Annotated in this window: 22 protein-coding genes and 1 other RNA gene; 15 read left to right on the forward strand and 8 right to left on the reverse strand. The window is 44.4% G+C overall.

Going from position 1 to position 22,781, the window contains the following annotated elements; translation table 11 throughout:
- Positions 1-28 precede the first annotated feature (28 nt).
- Entirely contained in the window at positions 29-2,068 is a 2,040-nt protein-coding gene (locus LKO26_RS07545) for a M3 family metallopeptidase (protein ID WP_227587242.1), read from the reverse strand.
- Between the two features lie 86 nt (positions 2,069-2,154).
- On the opposite strand from LKO26_RS07545, the gene LKO26_RS07550 reads away from it, so the two are divergent.
- From LKO26_RS07550 to LKO26_RS07560, 3 genes are all read left to right on the forward strand, one after another.
- The gene (locus LKO26_RS07550) at positions 2,155-2,352 is read left to right on the forward strand and encodes a hypothetical protein (RefSeq protein ID WP_227587243.1); all 198 of its coding nucleotides are present in this window, start codon (positions 2,155-2,157) and stop codon (positions 2,350-2,352) included.
- A gap of 138 nt (positions 2,353-2,490) precedes the next feature.
- Positions 2,491-2,940, forward strand: coding sequence for a hypothetical protein (locus LKO26_RS07555; protein WP_227587244.1), 450 nt, complete (start codon positions 2,491-2,493; stop codon positions 2,938-2,940).
- 48 nt (positions 2,941-2,988) lie between these two features.
- Positions 2,989-3,498: a nitroreductase gene (locus LKO26_RS07560; RefSeq protein ID WP_227587245.1), complete on the forward strand. Its 510-nt coding sequence runs from the start codon at positions 2,989-2,991 to the stop codon at positions 3,496-3,498.
- A 7-nt stretch (positions 3,499-3,505) separates the two neighbouring features.
- Here LKO26_RS07560 and LKO26_RS07565 read toward each other — a convergent pair whose 3' ends face one another.
- Positions 3,506-4,360 carry a glycerophosphodiester phosphodiesterase family protein gene (locus LKO26_RS07565; protein WP_227587246.1) on the reverse strand — a complete coding sequence of 285 codons (855 nt, stop codon included), beginning with the start codon at positions 4,358-4,360 and terminating at the stop codon, positions 3,506-3,508.
- Positions 4,361-4,563: 203 nt separating this feature from the next.
- On the opposite strand from LKO26_RS07565, the gene LKO26_RS07570 reads away from it, so the two are divergent.
- From LKO26_RS07570 to rpoN, 4 genes are all read left to right on the forward strand, one after another.
- Complete coding sequence (locus tag LKO26_RS07570) at positions 4,564-5,160, forward strand: 30S ribosomal protein S16 (protein ID WP_227587247.1); 597 nt, start codon at positions 4,564-4,566, stop codon at positions 5,158-5,160.
- Positions 5,161-5,300: 140 nt separating this feature from the next.
- The gene (rimM, locus tag LKO26_RS07575) at positions 5,301-5,843 is read left to right on the forward strand and encodes a ribosome maturation factor RimM (protein ID WP_227587248.1); all 543 of its coding nucleotides are present in this window, start codon (positions 5,301-5,303) and stop codon (positions 5,841-5,843) included.
- A 173-nt stretch (positions 5,844-6,016) separates the two neighbouring features.
- Complete coding sequence (gene asnS / locus LKO26_RS07580; RefSeq protein WP_227587249.1) at positions 6,017-7,465, forward strand: asparagine--tRNA ligase; 1,449 nt, start codon at positions 6,017-6,019, stop codon at positions 7,463-7,465.
- Positions 7,466-7,558: 93 nt separating this feature from the next.
- Positions 7,559-9,034, forward strand: coding sequence for an RNA polymerase factor sigma-54 (rpoN, locus tag LKO26_RS07585; protein WP_227587250.1), 1,476 nt, complete (start codon positions 7,559-7,561; stop codon positions 9,032-9,034).
- Between the two features lie 130 nt (positions 9,035-9,164).
- On the opposite strand, the gene LKO26_RS07590 is transcribed toward rpoN, so the two are convergent.
- The gene (locus LKO26_RS07590; RefSeq protein WP_227587251.1) at positions 9,165-9,860 is read right to left on the reverse strand and encodes a beta-carotene 15,15'-monooxygenase; all 696 of its coding nucleotides are present in this window, start codon (positions 9,858-9,860) and stop codon (positions 9,165-9,167) included.
- Positions 9,853-10,398 (reverse strand): RNA polymerase sigma factor, encoded by a 546-nt coding sequence (locus LKO26_RS07595; RefSeq protein WP_410681579.1) that lies wholly within the window; start codon positions 10,396-10,398, stop codon positions 9,853-9,855. The genes LKO26_RS07590 and LKO26_RS07595 overlap by 8 nt, the downstream gene beginning before the upstream one ends.
- Positions 10,399-10,478: 80 nt before the next feature.
- Here LKO26_RS07595 and rnpB point away from each other — a divergent pair.
- Both rnpB and LKO26_RS07605 read left to right on the forward strand, forming a co-directional pair.
- An RNA gene (gene rnpB / locus LKO26_RS07600) (RNase P RNA component class A) lies at positions 10,479-10,786 on the forward strand.
- Between the two features lie 32 nt (positions 10,787-10,818).
- Positions 10,819-11,922: a T9SS type A sorting domain-containing protein gene (locus tag LKO26_RS07605; RefSeq protein WP_227587252.1), complete on the forward strand. Its 1,104-nt coding sequence runs from the start codon at positions 10,819-10,821 to the stop codon at positions 11,920-11,922.
- Positions 11,923-11,990: 68 nt separating this feature from the next.
- On the opposite strand, the gene LKO26_RS07610 is transcribed toward LKO26_RS07605, so the two are convergent.
- A complete protein-coding gene (locus LKO26_RS07610) occupies positions 11,991-12,860 on the reverse strand; it encodes a polyphosphate kinase 2 family protein (protein ID WP_227587253.1) in 870 nt (289 codons plus the stop codon).
- An 87-nt stretch (positions 12,861-12,947) separates the two neighbouring features.
- Positions 12,948-13,523 (reverse strand): DUF1573 domain-containing protein, encoded by a 576-nt coding sequence (locus tag LKO26_RS07615; protein WP_227587254.1) that lies wholly within the window; start codon positions 13,521-13,523, stop codon positions 12,948-12,950.
- 129 nt (positions 13,524-13,652) lie between these two features.
- Here LKO26_RS07615 and LKO26_RS07620 point away from each other — a divergent pair, with 129 nt between their 5' ends.
- The 6 genes from LKO26_RS07620 (at position 13,653) to LKO26_RS07645 (ending at position 20,144) form a co-directional block, all read left to right on the forward strand.
- Complete coding sequence (locus LKO26_RS07620) at positions 13,653-16,268, forward strand: valine--tRNA ligase (RefSeq protein WP_227587255.1); 2,616 nt, start codon at positions 13,653-13,655, stop codon at positions 16,266-16,268.
- A 124-nt stretch (positions 16,269-16,392) separates the two neighbouring features.
- The gene (locus LKO26_RS07625) at positions 16,393-17,031 is read left to right on the forward strand and encodes a DUF4241 domain-containing protein (protein ID WP_227587256.1); all 639 of its coding nucleotides are present in this window, start codon (positions 16,393-16,395) and stop codon (positions 17,029-17,031) included.
- Positions 17,032-17,079: 48 nt separating this feature from the next.
- Entirely contained in the window at positions 17,080-17,970 is an 891-nt protein-coding gene (locus tag LKO26_RS07630; RefSeq protein WP_227587257.1) for a ribokinase, read from the forward strand.
- Positions 17,967-18,839, forward strand: coding sequence for an alpha/beta fold hydrolase (locus LKO26_RS07635; RefSeq protein ID WP_317206373.1), 873 nt, complete (start codon positions 17,967-17,969; stop codon positions 18,837-18,839). Before LKO26_RS07630 ends, LKO26_RS07635 begins: the two co-directional genes overlap by 4 nt.
- A gap of 33 nt (positions 18,840-18,872) precedes the next feature.
- Entirely contained in the window at positions 18,873-19,526 is a 654-nt protein-coding gene (locus tag LKO26_RS07640; protein WP_227587258.1) for an HD domain-containing protein, read from the forward strand.
- A gap of 30 nt (positions 19,527-19,556) precedes the next feature.
- A complete protein-coding gene (locus LKO26_RS07645; protein WP_227587259.1) occupies positions 19,557-20,144 on the forward strand; it encodes a hypothetical protein in 588 nt (195 codons plus the stop codon).
- A gap of 57 nt (positions 20,145-20,201) precedes the next feature.
- Here LKO26_RS07645 and LKO26_RS07650 read toward each other — a convergent pair whose 3' ends face one another.
- The gene (locus tag LKO26_RS07650) at positions 20,202-21,395 is read right to left on the reverse strand and encodes an efflux RND transporter periplasmic adaptor subunit (RefSeq protein WP_227587260.1); all 1,194 of its coding nucleotides are present in this window, start codon (positions 21,393-21,395) and stop codon (positions 20,202-20,204) included.
- A 102-nt stretch (positions 21,396-21,497) separates the two neighbouring features.
- The gene (locus tag LKO26_RS07655) at positions 21,498-22,769 is read right to left on the reverse strand and encodes an ABC transporter permease (protein WP_227587261.1); all 1,272 of its coding nucleotides are present in this window, start codon (positions 22,767-22,769) and stop codon (positions 21,498-21,500) included.
- Positions 22,770-22,781: the final 12 nt, after the last annotated feature.

Raw genomic sequence — 22,781 nt, forward strand, 5'->3', positions numbered from 1 at the left:
GAACTGTTCATCTGATTTTTTTTGTTGCCTAACCGAAAGCTCTTTTTAACAGGCTTTCTACTCGTGGCTCACTGCCGCGGAAGGCTATGTACAGTTCCATCGGATCCTTAGTTCCTCCGGAAGAAAGGAGCATCTTGTATTTGGCCGCAATTTCTGCATTGAAGATTCCGTTGTCCTTAAAATACTGAAAGGCATCTGCATCCAGCACTTCAGCCCACTTGTAAGAATAGTATCCAGCCGAATATCCGCCCTGAAAAATGTGCGAGAAAGAAGGGCTCATGGCCGTTTCGGGATTCACGGGATACAACTGTGCTTGGGTTGTTTCCTGGTCTTCAAAATCTTTTATAGAGGTGTTGCTCTCCGGGTTCAGTTGTGCTGCTTTGGTATGATAAGCCATGTCCAGCAATCCAAAGCCGATTTGTCTGAGGGTCTGATAGCCTTCCATAAAGTTTTTGGAGTCAGACAGTTTCCGGATTTTATCATCAGGCAGCACTTCGCCGGTTTCATAATGTCTGGCAAAACTTTTCAGGAAATCCGGCTCATAGCAGTAATTTTCCAGAAACTGTGAGGGCAGTTCCACGAAATCCCATTTTACCGACGTTCCGGAGAGATTCGGATACCGGGTGTCTGCCAGCACGCCGTGCAGGGCATGCCCGAATTCGTGAAACAGGGTGGTAACTTCCTGAAAGGTCAGCAAGCTGGGCGTGTCTGCGGTAGGTTTGGAAAAATTACAGACCACCGAGATGTGCGGCCGGTGATTTTTTCCGTCTTTCCGGAACTGACTTCTGAAACTGGTCATCCATGCACCGGCCCGTTTGCCCTTTCTCGGGAAGAAATCCGTGTACAGCAGTGATTTGAATTGTCCTTCTTCGAAAATTTCATAAACGCTTACTTCCGGGTGGTATTTCTGAACATCCTGTGTTTCTTTGAATTCCAGATGAAAGAGTTTTTTGGCCAGTGAAAAGACTGCTTCCAGAACCGCTTCCAGTCGGAAATAAGGTTTCAGTTCTTCGTCGTTCAGGTCAAATTTCAATTTGCGCAGTTTCTCGGCGTAGAAGGCATGGTCATAACTTTGCATTTCAGAAATTCCGTCCACTTTTGCCAGAGATTTCAGCGCTTCTGTTTCTTTCTGTGCATATGGTGTTGCTTTTTCCAGTAGTTCATTTAAAAATGAAAGCACTTTATCTGGAGATTTGGCCATTCTTTCTTCCAGAACAAATTCGGCGTAGTTTTCATAGCCCAGCAGTACGGCTTTTTGTTGTTTCAGGGTTACAATTTCCTTAATCAGTTGCTGGTTGTCAAACTCATTAGTGCTGAAGGCTTTTTTTCCGTTGGCCAGTGCCAGCTCTTTGCGCAGATCCCGGTTTTCTGCATAGGTCATGAAGGGAATGTAGCTGGGATATTGCAGGCTAATGACGTATCCTTCCAGCTTCCGATCGCGGGCTTCTTCCCGGTATTGTTCCAGTATGGCTCCGGGGATTCCGGCAAGATCTTCCTTGCGGGTGATGTGCTTAAAGTAATTGTTGGTTTCTGCCAGTACGTTCTGGCCGAACTGCAATGATTTTTTAGACAGTTCAATGCTGATGTTTTTCAGTGTTTCCTTGTCTTCGTCGTTCAGCAGTGCACCGCTCCGTACAAATCCTTTATAGGTTTCCTCCAGAAGCATTAGTTGCTCGCTGTCCAGTTCGTACTGGTCTTTCTGATTGTACACTTCATTGATTTTTGCAAACAGCTGTTCATTCTGCGAAATTTTTGCGGAAAATTCTGTCAGCATCGGTGATACCTCCTGTGCAATCTTCTGGATTTCATCATTGGTTTCGGCCGAGTTCAGGTTAAAGAAAATATTGGAAACCACATCCAGTTGTGCGCCGGAGTAGGCCAGGGTTTCAACCACATTCCCAAAGTCGGGTGGCTCCGGATTATTGACAATGGCGTTGATTTCATCTTCTGCCTGTCGGATGAGTTCCCGGAACGCGGGAAGAAAATGTTCTTCCTTAATATCATGGAAAGGAGCCGAATGATATGGGGTCTGAAAAGGTTTCAGTAAAGGATTTCGTGTGTTGTTCATGTATGAAATTACTTTTGAAGCACAAATTTACTGAAAATTATGCGGTATCTTTGATGAACTAAAATCTTAAGCACTCTACCAAATTGATGTTTGAAGTGCCTTTTGAAAGTGAGGCTACTTCAGATTTGGTGCTTACTCCGGAGGGAAATGGTACAAAAGTGACGTGGAGTATGGATTGCGAACTGGATTATCCGTTTAATCTGATGGGGATTTCTATGGACAAAGAAATGGAAAAGTCTTACGGAAGCGGTCTGGAACAGCTGAAGGTTCTTTCTGAGAAATAAGAATTTCATTTCATTTGCATTGCCGGGTTTTTCCCGGTTTTTTTGTGGTATTCATTCCTGGTGTGAACTGTTGTCATGGAGCTCTGTTTGCGGCGTTATTTTTTTTAGTTTTATCTTCGTTATAAAGAATGGAGCCGTATGCAGTTGAAAAATTATAGCAAAAGTGATATCAGAGCCTTCGTGAAAGATATGATTACAGGGAAAGTGAAAACTCTGGAGTTTTATCGGAATTTTACTTTGGAAGCCAGCCGCGATATCAAAAAAACAACCAAGTACGATTCCATGCGTGAGGAAATTCAGAATGAAATTTACCATCTGGACCGGCAAATGTCTGCGCTTATAAATATGCAGCGCGATATGCAGAAGGTGCTCAACTCTTCCACTGATGTGGTGAAACTGGGCTCGCTGGTCATTACCAATAAAGCACGGTTCTATATCTCTGTGTCACTGGGTGAATTTTTCTATGATGGGGAAAGGTTTTATGCTATTTCAGCCGAAAGTCCCATGGCCAGAATGATGATGGGAAAACAAGCCGGCGATGAATTTACGCTGAACGGAATCCACCAGCTGATAGAAAAAGTATTCTGAGCATTATCTGACGGCGACCGGCACGTTCTTTTTTGTACTTTTGCAGGTATGAATCATGCAGCCGTTTTAAAAGAAGTTCTGGAGAAAAGAAAAAGTACCTTTCCCAAAGACTATACCGATGCACCTATATCTGATGAACTGATTGAGGAAATTCTTGGTATGGCCGTACTTGCGCCAAATCACAAACGGACGAAGCCCTGGCGGTTCAAGGTTTTTCAGGGGCAGGACAAGGCAGCACTTGCGACAGAAATACAGGCGATCTATAAAACGGTGCAGCCTCCCGCACTCTACCTGGAGAAAAAATATCAGGATATAGGTTTTAAAATCAACAAGGCGGGTGCGGTGATCGCAATTGTTGTAAACTTCAGCGGCCTGGTTCCCGAGTGGGAAGAAATAGCGGCGGTTTCTATGGCGGTGCAGAATATGTACCTGGCATGCACGGCAAATGGAGTGGGTTGCTATTGGAGCTCTCCGAAAATTGTAGAACACCTGAAGGAATCACTGATCCTGGACGGGAATCAGCGTTGCCTGGGACTTTTTTATATGGGAATGGTGTAATGCAGGGTCAGTCTGTGAGCATCTCGTACGGAAAATCTGATATCACGTAGCGGATGCCCCACTTTTTCATCTGATCCACTGCTTTTCGGGAATTGGCATTGCCACCGATGAGCGGAATGCCATACTGTTTGGATTCTTCCAGAGTCTGTGCGGTGATTTGTTCAAACCGGGGCGAGAAATAATCGGGCCTGAAGTCCAGTTGTTCCAGATAGACAGACAGCGGAATCTTTTTGCCATCCAGCAGACACGTTTCATATTCCGGGTAATGTTTTTCTATATAGCTCAGCGTGCGCGGGTCGAAAGACTGAATGATCACCTCCTGTGGCTGGGTGTGTTTTTGAAGTACTTTCATCAGTAATTCTACCACAATTTTAGGATCCGGATGTTTCAGGTGATCGGTTTTTTCTGAAATTTTGGTTTCAATAAAATACTTTGGTCGTTGCATTCCATGGGTTTTCGCATATGCGGTAACTTCTTCCATGACGCGGTTCAGGGTGGGGATGGTCTCTTTGATTTGTTGTTGACTCGGATAACCGGGATGTGGGGTAATGCCGATATGGTATTTCTGGATCTCTGCTGCATTCAATTCGTAAATACGGGGCGTGTAGCCGTTTGCCAGAGGTTCTCCCGATGCATCGGTGTATAGTTTGGAATTAAGCACCGCGTCATGGGTAACCACGACTTCCATGTCTTTGCTGATCATGATGTCCATTTCCAGAACGGGTGTGTAATGCAGAGTCTTTTTAAAGGCGCTCACCGTGTTTTCCGGATGAAGGCCACGGAATCCGCGGTGGGCAAAAACAGTGAAGTCCTGAGCGTAGGACTGAAGTGAAATCAGCAATAGCAAAGCAGCGTACTTCATTGGAAAAAATTTAGCGCAAATATACCCTGTGAAGAAACGGTTTCAAGGTTAATTTTTGTTCATTCACGGGCATGGAATCATCTGTAGCCGGATAAACTGGCAGTTGTATGATTCGCTCAAAAAAAGTTTCGGGAAATCAAAAAAATAATTATCTTTGCAGCCTTAATAATCAACGGGACGAGTTCCCACAAAATCAAACAATTATGTCAGTAAAAATCAGATTACAAAGACACGGTAAAAAAGGGAAGCCTTTTTTCCACATCGTAGTTGCAGACGCAAGAGCAAAAAGAGACGGTAGATTCATCGAGAAACTCGGCACCTACAATCCTATTACCAACCCTGCCACCATCGAACTGAATGTAGATGCAGCAGTACAATGGCTGAATAACGGTGCGCAACCGTCAGACACTGCCAGAGCAATTCTTTCTTACAAAGGAGCGCTGTACAAAAAACACCTGATGGGTGGTGTGGCAAAAGGAGCTTTTGATGAAGCTGAAGCAGAAAAAAGATTCAACGCCTGGTTAGAGCAAAAAGAAAAGCAGGTGGTAGGAAAAGTTGAAGGTCTGGCGAAGTCTAAAGAAGAAGCTAAAAAAGCTGCTCTGGAAGCTGAAGCAAAAGTGAACCAGGCAAGACTGGAAGCTGCGGCTCAGGCAGAAGCAGAGGCAAAAGCAGAAGCAGAGGCAAAACTTGCTGAAGAGCAGGCGGCTGCAGAAGCTGCTGAGACTCCGGCTGAAGAAACTACTGAAGCTCCGGCTGCTGAAGCTGAAGGAACTGAAGGAACTGAAGAAACTCAGGCTTAATCTCCTGAACTTATACAGATAAAGGTGCGATTCTTCGCACCTTTTTTGTTGGTCATCCGTTTTATTTTTCTTGAAAATGCAAATATGGATGCAGACGTCCGTCATAAGAATATTACCTTTGTCAAATAAAGTACGTACACATGAGAAAAGAAGACTGCTATTTTCTGGGCAAAATTACCCGCACCCACGGACTTGCCGGAAATGTGATGATGAAGCTGGATACCGATCAGCCGCAGCTCTATGATAAACTGGACGCCGTTTTTGTGGAGATCAACGGTCTGCTGGTGCCCTTTTTTGTAGAAAAACAACAGTGGACAAAAGAAGATACCAAAATCATCTTCTTTAAAAATGCCACGCTGGCCTCTGCCGAGCAAAAGGTGGGAAAAAATGTTTTTCTGCCGCTCTCTACACTGCCGGAACTCTCCGGAAACCAGTTCTATTACCATGAAGTCATCGGTTTTGAAGTGCAGAATGAAAACGGTGAATCCTGCGGAATCATCCGCGAGGTAAATGATGCTGTGGCGCAACATTATTTCATCCTGAATCTGGAAGGACAGGAGGTTATTGTTCCCATCATCAGAGACTGGATTCTGGAGGTAAACCGTGAACAGAAACTAATCCGGATGCAACTGCCGGAAGGATTAATAGACGTTTTCACCAAACCGGTGGTAAAGGATGAATAAAAAATGAAAAATTTTTGAATGCAGGTGTAAAAAACAAGTTTCAGCAGCTAACATTTCATAAATATAAGGGTTCCAGAACGTTGGAATCCTTTTTATTTTAAGGAAAAACCGCTATTTTAATCAAAAATTACGCCAAAATTCTGTATTTTTGCATCAATACCCAATTGTAAACAATGAAAAAAATTACGATACACGAACTTTTACAGGACTACAAAAAGATACTCCATCATGACATCACGGTGTACGGCTGGGTACGCGCATTCCGCTCCAACCGTTTTATTGCACTCAACGATGGCTCTGCTATGGATAATATTCAGATTGTGGTAGATTATGAACAGTTTGATGAAAATACCCTGAACAAAATATCTGTAGCCTCTTCAGTGAAAATCACAGGCGAAGTGGTAGAAAGTCAGGGAAGCGGACAACAGATAGAAATCATCGCAAAGAAAATAGAAATTCTGGGTGATAATTTTACCGAAGAGCGGGACAAAACCATTCTTCAGCCCAAAAGACACTCGCTGGAAGTACTGCGGGACCAAGCTCATCTGCGTTTCCGGACCAATCTTTTTTCGGCGGTATTCCGGGTGCGCAGTGCCGTGAGTTTTGCTATTCACGATTTCTTCCGTCAGAACCGGTTTTTCTATATCAATACGCCCATCATTACCGGGGCTGATGCAGAAGGAGCTGGTGAGATGTTTACTGTAACCAATCTGGATCTGAATGATCTGCCCAAAACCGAAGAGGGTACAGTCGATTTTTCTGAAGATTTCTTCGGGAAGAAAACCAACCTTACGGTATCCGGTCAGCTGGAAGCAGAAACTGCCGCTATGGGTCTGGGCCGGGTGTATACCTTCGGGCCTACATTCCGCGCAGAAAATTCCAATACTACCCGTCACCTTGCAGAATTCTGGATGGTAGAGCCGGAAGTGGCCTTCAACAATCTGGAAGATAATATAGATCTGGCAGAAGATTTCCTGAAATACGTCATTAACTATGTATTGGATCATTGTAAAACCGATCTGGAGTTTCTGGATAAACGATTTGCAGAAGAGCAAAAACAAAAACCGGAAAAAGACCGTGCAAAGGAAGGACTGATTGAGAAACTGGAAAATGTGGTAAAGAAGCGCTTCAAGCGTGTTTCCTATACAGAAGCGGTGGAGATTCTCATGAACTCCAAAGAAAACAAAAAAGGAAAATTCCAGTTTCCGGTAGAGCAGTGGGGTATAGACCTGCAAAGTGAGCATGAAAGATATCTGGTAGAAAAGCATTTTGAAACACCTGTGGTACTGTTTGATTATCCCAAGGACATCAAAGCATTCTATATGAGGCTGAACGAAGATCAGAAAACCGTAGCCGCTATGGATGTACTATTCCCGGGAATCGGTGAAATCATCGGAGGTTCCCAGAGAGAGGAACGCCTGGAAGTACTGCGCAGCAAAATGCAGGAAATGAACGTAGATGAGCACGAACTGTGGTGGTATCTGGATACACGCAAATTTGGTTCTGTGCCGCATGCCGGGTTCGGTCTGGGGCTGGAGCGTCTCATTCTGTTTGTGACCGGTCTTACCAACATCCGCGATGTCATTCCGTTCCCCAGAACGCCCAATAATGCTGAATTTTAAGGAAATTCTGTAAGGTATTGATCTTAAACTGTAAACAGTATAGGGGAAATAGCCTTTATTTTTGCCAATGACTAATAAAATGTAGAAAACGAAATGCTGAAACAAAATCTTCAACTGAGACTCGGACAAAAACTCGCACCGCAGCAAATACAGCTCATGAAGCTGATACAGCTGCATACACTGGAGTTTGAGGAAGAGCTGGAGCGTGAACTGGAAGAAAATCCTGCACTTGAAAGAGTGGAGGAGAAGGAAGAGATTAAAGAGGAACAGGTTTCGGAATACGAGGAAGAAGGAACCGAAAGCATAGAAACTGATTTTGATGTGGAGGAATATCTCTTTGATGATGAACCCAGTTACAAAACAGCATCCAGCAATTACTCGGCAGATGATGAGGAATTTGACAATGAAAGTCTGCTTACGGAGGGTCAGTCCCTGTATGATTACCTGCTGGAGCAAATCCGGCTGATCAATATAGAAGATGATGATCTGAAAATAGCAGAATACATCATCGGAAATTTAGATACAGATGGGTATCTGCGTCGTGAGGTGAAATCTGTGGTAGATGATCTTGCGTTCTCACAGGGAATCTATACCACTAGAGAGAAAGTAGAGGAGATCCTTGAAAATTATATTCAGAAGCTGGATCCTGCAGGCGTAGGAGCCCGCGATCTGCAGGAGTGTCTGCTTTTACAAATCGAAAAGAAAGTAAGCGCCGATAAAGCCATTACGCTGGCAGCCAATATCCTGCGGAATCAGTTTGATGCGCTTACCAATAAGCATTACAACAAAATCATGCAGAAGTATGATGTGGAAGAAGAGGATCTGAAAGATGCGCTGGATGAAATTTCAAAACTCTCGCCCAGAGTTGGTGGTAATTTTGATACTCAGACCATTACCATTAATCAGGAAATTATCCCGGATTTTGTTATTCAGGTGAAAGAAGGCAAAAAAGGGGAGCAGCCACAGGTGACGCCTCTGCTCAATAGTAAAAATGCGCCTTCGCTTCGGGTTTCTGATGAGTATAAAGATATTTTATCTACCTACTCACATGATAAAACTTCGTCTGAGCATAAGCAGGCAGCATTGTTCATCAAGCAAAAACTGGACGCGGCAAAATGGTATATTGATGCCATTAACCAAAGACAAAATACCTTGCTGCAAACCATTACCGCTATTGTAAAACTGCAGAAGGAATTCTTCATCACCGGCGACGAAAAATCTCTGAAACCAATGATTCTGAAAGATGTGGCAGATATTACAGGATTTGATATTTCTACCATTTCAAGGGTGGTAAAAAGCAAGTATGCAGATACCCCAAACGGGATTCTGTACCTGAAGGATCTGTTTTCAGACAGTCTCACCAATGATGATGGCGAGGAGGTGTCTACCAAAGAAATTAAAATGCACCTGCAGGAAGCCATAGAAAAAGAGAACAAAAGAAAACCTTATACCGATGATGCACTGGTTGGGATTCTGAAGGAAAAGGGGTATAATATTGCCCGCCGTACCATAGCCAAATACCGCGAACAACTCAATATTCCGGTGGCACGTTTAAGAAAAGAATTGTAATGACAAAAAAAGCCGTTCCATAACCTTGTGAAACGGCTTTTTTTATGGGGTGTCTGCAAATTTGTGATACAGCAGTTTCTTTTTTAGTGTAAACGATTAGAAATTTCAGCTGCTGTGCATTGCATGTTCTTTAAATATTGTCAGATTCTCCGTTTTCCCGGTCGTTTTCGGCTTCCTGAAGCTGAATGAGGGTCTTGCCCAGTCTTCTGCTGATGATGCCGTACACCAGTCTGTAATATAGCCAGATCAGTGCAATGCTCAATAAAAGGGAAAGTGTGATTCCCAGCAGGAAACCCCACAGGGTAGAAGGTTCCAGTACCACCTGCTGTATAGACAGCTTGCGGAAGATGAAGAGCGTGAGGGCCATGGTGGAAATGACCAGCAATAACAGGTTGCTCAGGATAAAATAATTCACCGTTTTGCGGTAATTGATGATTTGCAGGATGAATTTTCTGATGTTGGATTCCACGTGGATTTTCCGGTAGGTGGTGTAAAAACGGATGACAAAGAAGGCGGTAACACACAGACTCAGGATTTTCAGAATCATGTACAGCACAGAGAAATCATGCTCTACTTCCGGCGTTCGTTTCACGCCCAGCCGTTCTGTCACGGTCAGGAAATTGTCACTATTTTCGGGCAGTATGGTATAGAAAACCGTAAGCGCCAGGAAAAACAAAAACTCGGCTACGCTGATCCACAGAATATATTTTACATAATTCCGCGATTTGCGGTTCAGCATTTCCAGAATATCGGAATTGCCGTATTTCGCCTTAACGTTTTGCTCCTGCCACGTTTTCTTAAACTGATCTAAATTAAATTCAGGCATGTTTTTCCATTAGTTCTTTAAGTTTTTTCTTCAGACGGTTCATTTTCACACGAGCATTCACTTCTGAAATCCCCAGGTTTCCGGCAATTTCACGATAGGGCAGATCGTCCAGATACATCATCACGATGGCTCTTTCTACTTTTGGCAGCATCTTCACCACCTTGTATAACAGTGAAATTTGCTGTTGCTTTTCTTGGTTTTCTTCTTCAAAATCTTTATGGTGAAAGTCCAGAAGTTCATCGGTTTGCGGCGATTTGGTTTTCTTCCGGAACAGGGTGATGGCGGTATTCAGTGCTACACGGTACATCCAGGTAGAAATTTTGCTTTCACCTTTGAATGAGTCGTAACTGCGCCATAACTGTAACACTATTTCCTGAACAAGATCTTCCTCGTCCTCCAGTGTATTGGTATAGAGCCGGGAAATTTTGATAATCAGACCCTGATTATCACTGATGAGTTTTGCAAATTCTTTTTCCCTGGAGATCAATGGATGATTTTTTTTCTGCACGAAGATACTCATATATTCTAAAAAAATCATCAACTGCAGCCATCAGACTCCTATATTTTCGGTACCCGGTGTTCACAGAACACAATGGTTTTCGCTATCTTTGCCGTCCACAAGAAAAACGGCCTGTTGATTTCCGCATCAGCGGAGGTAGGAAAGTCCGGACACCACAGGGCAGCAAAGCGGGTAACGCCCGCCGGTCGTGAGATCAGGACCAGTGCAACAGAAAGAATGTATATTAATTTATAGTGAAATCAGGTAAACTCTTTGCGGTGCAATGTTAAGTATATCATCAGTTAAGGGCGGCCCGCCCGTTGATGAGGGGTAAACAGCTAAAGCGGTGCAGCAATGTAACGCGCAGATAAATAACAGGCTCGTGCTTCGGCACAGACAGAATCCGGCTTATAGTTTTTCTTGTGGTTTTCATAAGGTTTTCATACCTTTAAACAAAAAATGAAATTAAAATCTATTTTCTTTTCGGTTTTTGCAATCGCTGCCGCTCAGACAGTGTCTGCACAAACAAGTATTTTAGTTCTTAATTCGTCCACCGATGTGGTGTACAAATTAAATGCAACAGACGGAACCATCATCGATCCTGCTTTCATTACTTTGCCCTCCGGAACCCCCAAGGGGATTACACAGGTTGATGATAAAATCTGGATTGCAGATCAGGTGAATGATGACATTTACATTTATAATCTGGACGGAACGCCGCACAGTACGCTGGACGGAACCGTGGTCAATCTCGATAATATCCGCGGACTGAATGTGGTTAATAATGAAGTGTGGGTCACCAATGCAGGTGGCGGAAACGGCGCTACGGCCAATTCCATCCGCAGATTTACCAAAGCCGGTGTTCCCATCGGTACGTATCCTACCGTAAGTTCTCCATTTGATGTGCTCGATAACGGCACGGCTGCTTTTGTTTCTTCCTTTACTGCTTCAGGCGGTATAGAAATTCTGGGTTACGACGGTGTGGTGCAGGGAAATCTTTTTGCGACGCCTACCCTCGCCAATGTAGAGCAGATGATCTTTAATGCAGCCAATAATCTGGTAGTTGTGACCTTCAGCAACCATTCCAGCGGCAACAATCGCGGAATTTATGAATTGTCGCCTACCACAGGTGCGATATTGAATTACTGGCCAAGTACCGGAACCTCCGGAAACAGCGGTGTTGTCCAGCTTGGAAACGGAAATTATCTGTATTCCAATAATGCCATGCATTTGCTGGATCCTGTTACGGGAACTTCTACCCTGATAGAGAGCGGTACCTTCCAGTATTTCACCAAAATTACCGACAATTCCATGTCTACCGCAGAAACCATAAAGGTTGATTTTGAAATGTATCCGAATCCGGTAACGGAAACGTTGTTTGTGAAAGCCACAGAAAAAATCACAGAATTCCGCATTTTTTCTCCGGAAGGAAGGCTGGTACTGACTCAGCAGCCGAGAAGTGAGCGCTTTTCTGTAGATGTTGCGGATCTGGCATCCGGAGTGTATTATCTGCAAATGTCTTCAGATAAAGGAATGTCTACCAAGAAATTCCTTAAGAAATAAAAGCAGAATAGTTCTGAAGAGAAGGACGGGTCACAAGATCCGTCCTTCTTTGTCGTCATATTAGAAGGCTATTCCTTTTCCAGCGTTTGCTTTGCGGTCTGTAAATCTTTTCGGTCTTCAGCAGACAATACCGGAAATTTTAAATCCATCTCTTCCAGAGCATCTATAATAATCTGGATGGCGGCTACCCGGGCAAACCATTTGTCATCTGCAGGAACCACGAACCAGGGCGCATTCTTGTCATGCGTTTCGTTAATGGCCTCTTCGTATGCTTTCATATATTCCTTCCACAGTGCGCGCTCCGGTAAATCGCCCATGGAAAATTTCCAGTTTTTCTCCTGCTCATCTATCCGGTCTATCAACCGCTTTTTTTGTTCTTTTTTAGATACATTGAGAAAGATTTTAATAATTTTCGTGCCGTTGGATGCCAGATGTTTTTCAAAATTGCGGATGCTTTCATACCGGTTTTCCCAGAACTTTTTGTTAAACTGTTTCGGAGAGTCCCATACTTTTTCTTTCAGATTGTATTCCGGATGCACTTTGCACACCAGCACACTCTCATAATGGCTCCTGTTAAAAATGCCGATCATTCCCTTTGCCGGAAGCGCCATATAGTGCCGCCACAGAAAATCATGCGAATATTCCTTGGTACTGGGGGTTTTGAAACTGGTCACATGGCAGCCCTGCGGATTTACCCCGCCGAAGACATGCTCAATCAGTGAGTCTTTTCCCGCCGCATCCATTGCCTGAAGTACAATGAGTAAGGATTGGCTGCCGTCTGCATAAAGTTTTTCCTGTAACTCCCGAAGTTTTGCTTTTTCGTACTGCAGCAGGCGCACTCCATCATCTTTGGTGAGTTTTCCCTTGTACTCGGTACTGAAATCCTTCAGTGAAAATTTTCCCTTGACCATGAAGTTATCGCTAAAATCCAAATCCATACCTGTTGTTTAAATGATGAACAAAAAATAACCGTTTCAAATGAATGAAACGGTTAAATATAATAATTTCTGACAGAAAAACCGGCATTATCCCAGTGTTTTCAGTTCTGTGTTCAGCGCTTTCAGATCCTTGTTCAGTGTTTTCAGATTCTTTTTCAGTGCTTTCAGCTGAGTTTTATCTTTGCTTTCAGCAGCGGCCTGAATCTGGGTTTCCACCTTAGAGATTTCTTCTGCCTTAGCGTCTATTTCAATTTTTTTTTTTTCAGCGGCCGTAAGCGGTTTAGGATCGGGTGCATTTTGATCTACGTGTACTTTAATGTGTACAACAGATCTCTGATTTTCCGGGTCGTTAGAAAATACTTCAATCAGTTTGGTAGTCACAGGACCCACAATATTGGTATTGTAGTGTACTTTGATTTCACCTGTTTTGCCGGGCAGAATAGGATCTTTCGTCCAGTCCGGTGTAGTGCAGCCGCAACTTGGTCTCACATTAGAGATAATCAAAGGCTTGTCTCCTGTGTTTTTTACGATGAATTTTCTGTTTCCGTCTGAGCCCGGTTTTACTTTTCCATAATCCAGTACGGTTTGGTCAAAACTGATGGATTGTGCTGACGCCAGAAAAAACGTACCTACTACTGCAAAACCTGCTAATAACTTTTTCATATTCTTTAACTTTTTAATATGTTTTTTGGATTTAAATTGACAAGCAAAGTTAAAAATAATTTTAAATATTCATAATAAATTTTTCTTTTGCCTATTTTTGCACCTGTTACAAGGACAAAGAAAGAATATATGCAGATTTCAGAAAAATACAATCCACAGGATTCCGAACAAAAATGGTACAGTTACTGGATGGAAAATCGATATTTCCATTCTGAGCCGAATGAGAAGCCGCCCTACACGGTAGTCATTCCGCCACCCAATGTCACCGGAATTCTGCATATGGGTCATATGCTGAACAACACCATACAGGATGTGCTGGTGCGCCGCGCACGGATGCAGGGATTCAACGCCTGCTGGGTACCCGGTACAGACCATGCGTCCATTGCTACAGAAGCAAAGGTGGTGGCCAGGCTGAAATCTGAAGGGATTAACAAATCAGAAATCTCCCGCGATGAGTTTCTGAAACATGCCTGGGACTGGACCCATCAGTATGGCGGAACCATTCTGGAGCAGCTCAAAAAACTGGGATGCTCCTGTGACTGGGACCGTACGCGCTTCACCATGGAGCCCAAGCTGTCTCAGCAGGTAATCAAGTCTTTTGTAGATTTATATCGTAAAGGCTTTATTTACAGAGGATACCGTATGGTAAACTGGGATCCTGAAGCCCGGACCAATATTTCTGATGAAGAAGTGATCTTCAAGGAACAAAATGGAAAACTCTATTACCTGAAGTATAAAATTGAAGGTGAAGAATCTTATATTTCTGTTGCTACTACGCGACCTGAAACTATTTTTGGGGATACTGCCGTGTGCATCAATCCGCAGGATGAACGATACAGCCATCTGAGAGGCAAAAAGGTGATTGTACCTTTGGTAAACCGTGCCATTCCGGTAATTGAGGATGATTATGTGGACATCGAATTCGGAACCGGAGCCCTGAAAATTACCCCGGCGCATGACCTGAATGATTATGAACTGGGCCAGAAGTACCAGCTGGAGATCATTGATGCGCTGGATGATGAGGCACGCCTGAACGAACACGGCATGCACTATGCAGGTATGGATCGTTTTGACGTCCGCAAGAAAATCGCCCGCGAACTGGATGAGCTGGGACTGCTGCTGAAAGCAGAAGATTATGTGAACAAAGTGGGAACATCAGAACGTACCGGTGCGGTGATAGAACCGAAGATTTCGGTACAATGGTTCCTGAAGATGTCAGAAATCGGAAAGCCTGCTCTGGATGTGGTGATGAATGATGAGGTGAAATTTTATCCCGAAAAGTTCAAGAATACCTATAAACACTGGATGGAAAACATCCGCGACTGGAATATTTCCCGCCAGTTGTGGTGGGGACAGCAGATTCCGGCCTATTATTTCGGTGAGGGTGCCCATGATTTCGTGGTGGCAGAAACGCCAGAAGAAGCCCTGATACTGGCACGTGAGAAAACCGGCAATGACACACTTACCGCAGATTCCCTGAAACAGGACGAGGATGCACTCGATACCTGGTTCTCTTCCTGGCTCTGGCCCATGTCTGTGTTCGATGGTTTGCTGGATCCTAAAAATAAAGACATCAGCTATTATTATCCCACCTCAGACCTTGTTACGGGTCCGGATATTATTTTCTTCTGGGTGGCCAGAATGATCATGGCCGGTCTGGAGTACCGTGGTGAGGTGCCGTTTAAAAATGTGTATTTTACCGGAATCGTACGGGACAGACAAAGACGTAAAATGTCCAAATCACTGGGCAATTCACCGGATCCTGTGGAACTGATGGATCAGTATGGTGCAGACGGAGTCCGGGTCGGAATTTTACTCAGTTCGGCTGCCGGAAACGACTTGCTGTTTGATGAAGACCTGATGCTGCAGGGCCGTAATTTCATGACCAAGATTTGGAGTGCATTCCGGCTGATCAATATGTGGAATCATGAAGACAAACCTGCCGGCACTACCGAACAGGAGGCGATCATCTGGTTTGAACATAAACTGAATAAAACCATTGCGGAAATTAATGAACAGTTTGAAAAATTCAGAATTTCTGATGCCCTTCATCTTGTATACAAACTCATCTGGGACGATTTCTGCGCCTGGTATCTGGAAGCCATCAAACCGAATTATGGGGAGGCTGTATCCAAAGAAGTATATGTCAAAACTATTGAGTTTTTCGAAGAGCTGATGAAACTGCTGCACCCGTTCATGCCATTCCTTACCGAGGAGGTATGGCAGACGATTTCAGAACGCTCATCAGACGAGGCCCTGATCATTGCTCAGCAGAAACAGGCAGAGGCATATGATGAAGAAATCATTAAAAACTTTGAAACGGCTACGGAAATGATCTCAGGAATCAGGAATTACCGTCAGACCAAAGGGATTTCGCCTAAAGAAACCGTTGAAATTTTCACCGGTGCGCAATCCTTTGCCTGTGAGTCAGTCATCCGCAAACTGGCCAATGTTTCTGACATACATTTTGGCAGCAAGACCGATAAACCCAGCTTTACCTTTTTGGTGGGTGCTACAGAACTCTCTGTGCCGCTGAGCGAACATCTGGATCTGGCAGAAGAAAAAGCCAAAACCGAGGAAGAACTTAAATACCTGAAAGGCTTCCTGGTTTCGGTGGATAAAAAGCTGGGCAACGAGAAATTCGTAGCCAATGCCAAGCCGGAAGTGGTGGAAACAGAGCGCAAAAAGCAGAAAGATGCTCTGGATAAAATTGCCATTCTGGAAGAGAAATTAAAAAGTTTGTAACCCGAAACGGTTCAGGATATAAAGACTTCGGAATCATTCCGGAGTCTTTTTTGTGCATAGAATCTGCAGAGTGCCATTGCTTTCAACCCATTTTTCTATTATCTTTACTTCTTTATTTAATCCCATGAAGCATCTGGAAAACATCCATAAACTCTTTTCTAAAAATTTTGTTCAGCATCCTCTTATCGAAACTTTTGATGCCGGAAAATTATACCTCTCCACTGGGCGGCTTGTAGCATGTGATCCGCTGATTACCAATGATATGCTTCCTTTTGAGGTGGTATTTCCTAAAGGTCGTTTTCCGGTACTGGTGCACAGGGAAAAGGGGAGCAATTGTGTGGCATATGCAGAGGTAATCTTCAGTGAACAGCCGGTAGCGTCCTGGCAGCTTGCCACCACAAAAGGACAGCATATTGCTGATCTGAAGGGAGAAGAAATCTTCGGATATCCGGTAGAAAGCGGCATGGGTTGTCTGATGGATGCCGAAACCCAGGAAGACCTGAGCCGGCTGGAACAGCGTTTGTTTCAAAGAAAAGGTGCAGATTTCATGGGCATTTACGAAGAATTTTTCCATGAGCATTTTTTTGACGAAAACGGAGCCATAGATCAGTTTGCGTTCCTGAAACCGGACGAGCATAAAGCCGGAAATATCTTTGCCTTCGAAACCGGCTATGGCGAAGGTTTTTACGCCAGTTATATTGGTTTTGCAAAGGGAGGTAGACCCGTAAAACTAATCACCGAATTCATAGAAATCCTGGAGTAGTTTGGCGTTACACTTGCAGCTATTTGTAAAATTAATTCAGAAGACCACATGAAACTAAGTTCCGTACAGCCCAAAATAATTGTAGTAGGAAGCACATCCATAGACCGGGTGCTGCTCACAGCGAAACATCCGCAACCCAATGAAACCGTTATGGCCATTCGTGCCGACAGTTTTTTCGGAGGAAAAGGTGCCAATCAGGCCGTAGCCACAGCACGTCTGGGGGCCAGTGTCTATTTTATAGGAAGCGTAGGCATGGATCCGCTGGGCCAGCAGGTGTTGCGCAATATGGTAGACGAGGGCGTGAATGTAGGTTATGTCTATGAAGCCGAAGACGCCGCCACCGGTTCTGCATATGTGACCTCTGTGGATGGTGAAAATACCATTGTGGTGGTTCCCGGAGCCAATTTCTGCCTGAAACCGGAACATGTTGCACTGGCTGAAAAATATTTTGAAACAGCAGATCTGATTCTTATTCAGCTTGAAATTCCTATGGAAACGGTGGAGTACACCGTGCAGTTGGCTTCAAAATATGGCAAAAAAGTCATGATTTACGCGGCGCCAGCCATGCCCCTGAGCACAGCAGTGCTGGAAAATACCGCTTTTATAGTGGCCAAAAGCAGTGAGCTGACCACGATTTTCGGGGAGGAGAATGCCGAAGATGTCCTCCGCAATTACCCGAATAAGGTTTTTGTACGGGACAACAGTAATTCTACGACCTGGTATAATGGCACCGAGATGAAATATAAACGCAATGACCATGAGGACAAACAGTTCAGAATCGGAATGGGAGATGCATTTACCAGCGGTTTTGCCATTGCATATTGTCATCAGAATCCCATCAGTACGTGTGTGAAGTTTGGCAATGATGTATCCCTGAAAGTAGCCCGTAAGAAAGGTTCACAGGCCGGTCTGCCCACGTTGACGGAATTAGGATTGTGATAAAATTTCTCACTGTGCAGCATCAGATGAAATCACTGAAACTCATCACAGATGATGGCTTCAGCGTTGCAGCAACGCTTTTTGAACCAGAGGTTTCCTGTCAGAAATTTCTGCTCATCAATTCGGCTACAGGAGTCCGGCAGCATGTATATTATGCCTTTGCCCGTTATTTTGCAGAGCAAGGCTTCACGGTGCTCACTTATGATTACCGTGGAGTAGGGTTGTCAAAGCCTGATACGCTGAAAGGATTTAAAGCGAATATGCGGCAGTGGGGTACGCTGGATTTTAAAGCGGCTACCACCTTTATGCAAAAACATTATGAACAATACAGTTGTTTTGCAATAGGTCATTCGGTAGGCGGACTGATCATGGGGATGAATCCTGATGCCGTTCAGTTCCGGCGACTGGTTTTCTTTGGGGCACAAAAAGCGTACGCCGCCCATCTGAATTTTAAGATTATGATGTTGGGTTTTATGGGATTCGGAGTTCTGCAGCCGGTACTTTCCGGACTGGCCGGTTATTTTCCTGCCCATTGGTTTGGTCTGGGAGAAAGCCTTCCTGCCGGCGCAGGTCGTGACTGGCGTACCCTCATTGTACATCCGCAATCTACGAACAAATTATTGCATAAACTTCCGGAACACTATTCAGCGCTGCTCACACAGGAAGTACTGGTAATCCGTGCCGAAGATGATTCCTGGCTTACCGCAAAAGCAGTACGCAGAATGATGGAAGAAACTTTCCCGCGGATGAAACCGGAATACAGACTCCTGAAACCTGAAGACAGCCCACAGAATCAGATTGGCCATATAAACTTTTTCAGAAGTTTTAACCAGAATCTGTGGCAACAGGTATTGGATTATTGTTCCTGATTCAGCACAAATGATACCGTTTAGAAATAAAATATGGAACAAATCATCAACAAAACCACTGCATTTGTAAAGGAAACCCTGAAAGGTGCCGAAGCCGGTCACGACTGGTTTCATATAGAGCGTGTCTGGAAAATGTCGGTTCACATTGCAGCTTCAGAAAACTGTAATCTGCCGGTAGTGGAACTGGCGGCACTGCTGCATGATATTGCCGATCCCAAGTTTCACCAGGGTGATGAATTGCTGGCACCCCAAATTGCCGGTGATTTTCTTAATTCTGTGGGAGTGGATCCGGACGTGCGTGAAGCGGTTTTGTACATCATCCGGAATATTTCATTTAAAAACAAAAGTGACGCACCGGAACATCCGCCCATTGAACTGCAGATCGTACAGGATGCAGACCGGCTGGATGCCATAGGAGCCATAGGGATTGCCCGTACATTTAATTTTGGCGGGTTTAAAAATAACCTCATGCATGATCCTGTACAGCCGCCGCGCCTTCACATGTCCAAAGCGGAGTACAAAAAAAGTGAGGGGACTACCATCAATCATTTTTATGAGAAATTACTGTTGCTGAAAGATATGATGAATACCCGCAAGGGAAGAGAAATTGCTGCTGAGCGGCACCGGTTTATGGAAATTTTTCTGCATCAGTTTCTGAGGGAGTGGAACGGAGAACCTGACCGCTGATGATGTCATAATTTTTTATCTTTGTGCCGCATGGAACATTTTACCTTCATTATCTTTTTGCTGCTGTGCCTGGGACTGGTACTCTGGGTTTTCAGAAAATCCGCGTATGCCCGCCACGTCAGAGTGCTCCGCTACGCCATTGTTGCCGGCGCACTGATTTATTTTGTGGTCTGGTTTGTTCAGAAAAGCAGCTACCCGGACCGCGGCAACGCCATGTCTCTACAGATCATCAACAAATTGCCATCTACTTTGGATTTTTTTGTGATTACCGTAAACGATTCCGGAAATATAAAGAATGACCTGATTCGTGCCGGGAAAATACGTCCGGAGCATTATCAGCTGGAGTATCTCAATATGGATCATTCCCGGGAATACTGGATTGGCGGACTGATGGGCAAGGACAAGCTGGTGTACTTCTCTCAACATGCCGTGCCCGATGCCGGCAGTGACCAGATTGTGGAAGTAAACAGCTACCTTATGCAGAGCATTAAACTGGCAGACAAAGCACGGGAGCAGTTTCAGGAAAAAAGACTGGAAGATATAGGAACAGCAGTCTGGACCGTTCTGAGTCTGATATTACTGTTCTTAAATATAGTACTGCTGGGCAAAAAGCACTAACTAAAGTTAGCCATTCTGTCAAAAAAAAATCCTGAGGTTATCAGGATTTTAGGGTTGTTATTTGTTCTTTTCTTTCAGCGCTTCCTTGTCCCGGTCACTCGGGTTCCAGACTTTTACTTCTGCATTCTTATCGATTCCGGAAAGCACCTGAACCTTAATGCCGTCGCTGGCGCCCAGTTTCAGATATACTTTTTTGAAGGAACCGTCGGTTTGTTTTACTTCTACAAAGGGTACATCTTTTCCATTTTGTTTTTCATACTGCACCAGAGATTCATCCAGCAATAATGCATTCTTCTGTGAACTCAGAATGATCTCGCCATTTGCCGAAAATCCTGCACGGATGAATTCGTTATCCGGGTTAAAGACATCTCCTTCCACCGGGAATTTAATGGTTCCGTTTTCATCTTTTCCTTTCGGGGCAATCATGGTGAGTCTGCCCGGGAATTTTTTGTTCTGCAACGCCCCGATGGAGATGTTCATATTCATCCCTTCTTTCAGTTTACCGGCCTGGGCCTCGTCTATTTCACCTTCAAAAATAAGCGAGTTCAGGTTGGCTACAGAAGCGATGGTGGTTCCGGCGTTGAACTGATTGGCCTCTATGACCTGGCTTCCCACTTTTACCGGCACTTCCAGCACAGTTCCATTGGCCTTGGAGCGAATCTGTGTGGTAGCCATGCCCTGAAGTTCCGGAGTAACACCGGTCCTGGCAATCTGCAGATTCTTTTGTGCGGTTTGCAACTGGAGGTTTGCGTTTTTCAGTTGAATCTCTGCACTCTGCAAGGCCTGCTGAGCCGTGAGGTATTCCTGCCGTGAAATGACGCCCTGGTTAAAGAGACGCTGCTGCATGGCAAACTGCTGTTGCTGGTTGCTGAGGTTTATTTTGGCATTTGAAATCTGAAGATTGGCATTATTCACTTCCTGGGTGGTGGCATTCACATTTTGCACGCTGGGCACAATTTTCAGTGTGGCAATCAGCTGGCCCATACTTACCTGGTCGCCTTCCTGCACCAGTACTTTATCGATGATGCCGGACATATTAGGCTTGATTTCAATTTCCTCCAGCGGCACAATTTTTCCTGTAGCCATCACTTTGTCTTCCATATCCTGAACTTCCGGTTTTTTCGTGAGAAATACTTCGTTCTTCCGGGAATTGGATTGGATCAGATAGGCGATTCCAGAAAGCAGTGCCCCGGCGAAGATCAGTCCGAGAATGATGTAAACCACTTTTTTCCAGGTGAATTTCTTTTTCATAGGTATATATTTATTGTTGTGAAATGGTTTTGTGCACCGTTTTTATTCTCAAGGGTTTCAGTGCGACCATTTAAAGGATTTTTGATTCTATAGTTAATCTTGTTACTCACTTCTCAGGGCTTCTATGGGTCGTATTTTTACTGCCCGTTGTGCAGGAATCATCCCGATGACCAGTCCCAGTACAATCATGATGGCCATGGCAGCAAAGACCTGCGAATATTCTACCGTGGGATTGTAAAACGGAAATGTATCCTGATTCTGCGTCATGACATTGATGATCATGAGCAGGAAAATACCAAAAATAAATCCGATAATCCCGGAGGCCACGGTAATGACTACACTTTCCAGCAGAATCTGATTTCTGACCTCTGCCGGTTTTGCACCCAGTGCTCTGCGGATTCCAATTTCCTTGGTTCTTTCCTTTACGGTAATAAGAAGGATATTGGAGATGGCTATTACGCCGGCCAGAATCGTTAATGATCCTACAATAATCGTTAAAAGTTGCATACCGGTAAGAAAGCCGGTCATTTTTTCGAACATTTTTCCCAGATTGAAGGAACCGAAGGCATTGGTGTCTTCCGGCGAAACGTTGTTTTTTGTTTTCAGCTGGTTTTTGGCCTGTTCTTCCACAATGCTGAGGTCTGCATCAGGCTTGCTTACAATGGCAAAGAAATCTACCTTGTCTCCGTTATTGTACATTTTGGTAAAGGTGGAAAGCGGGATATAGGCCGTGACGTCATTATCCATAGGTCCGCCGCTCTGCGCCACTTTATAAACACCGATGACATTAAAGAATATTCCTTTAATGTTTACCGACTGGCCAATCGGATTTTCTTTTTTTCCGGAATCAAAAAAGTTTTTATAGATGCCTTCGCCCAGTACCACAACGTTTTTGTTGCCGGCTACATCTGCATCATTGATATAACGGCCGAACATCAGCTTTTTCTCAGATATTTTATTGCCCACAGGATAATCGCCGGTCAGGGTATAGGTGGCGGTTTTACCTGCACGGTTCATGATTTCCCCCGGACTTCCGAAATTGCCACGGGAGTTTTGAGGGGAGATATAATCAATTTCCCTGATGTTGTTTTTCAGCAGATCCATATCGGGCAGGTGCAGGTGCATCTGTCTGCCTTTGGGGAATCCGTCATACGGCATAGAGGTGCTTTGTGCCCACATGAAGATACTGTTGGTGGCGAATCCTGCAAACAGTTTGTCAAAACCATTTTCCATTCCTTTGGCGGCTCCCAGCAGGCTCACAAAAAGAAACATGCCCCAGCCCACCCCAATCATGGTGAGGAAGGTGCGGACTTTATTATTCCGGAGGGAATGATAAATTTCCTGCCACGTGTCTAATCTGAATATAATGTTCACGTTTGCTTCTTT

The organism is Chryseobacterium sp. MFBS3-17 (assembly GCF_020687745.1).
Lineage (GTDB): Bacteria > Bacteroidota > Bacteroidia > Flavobacteriales > Weeksellaceae > Marnyiella.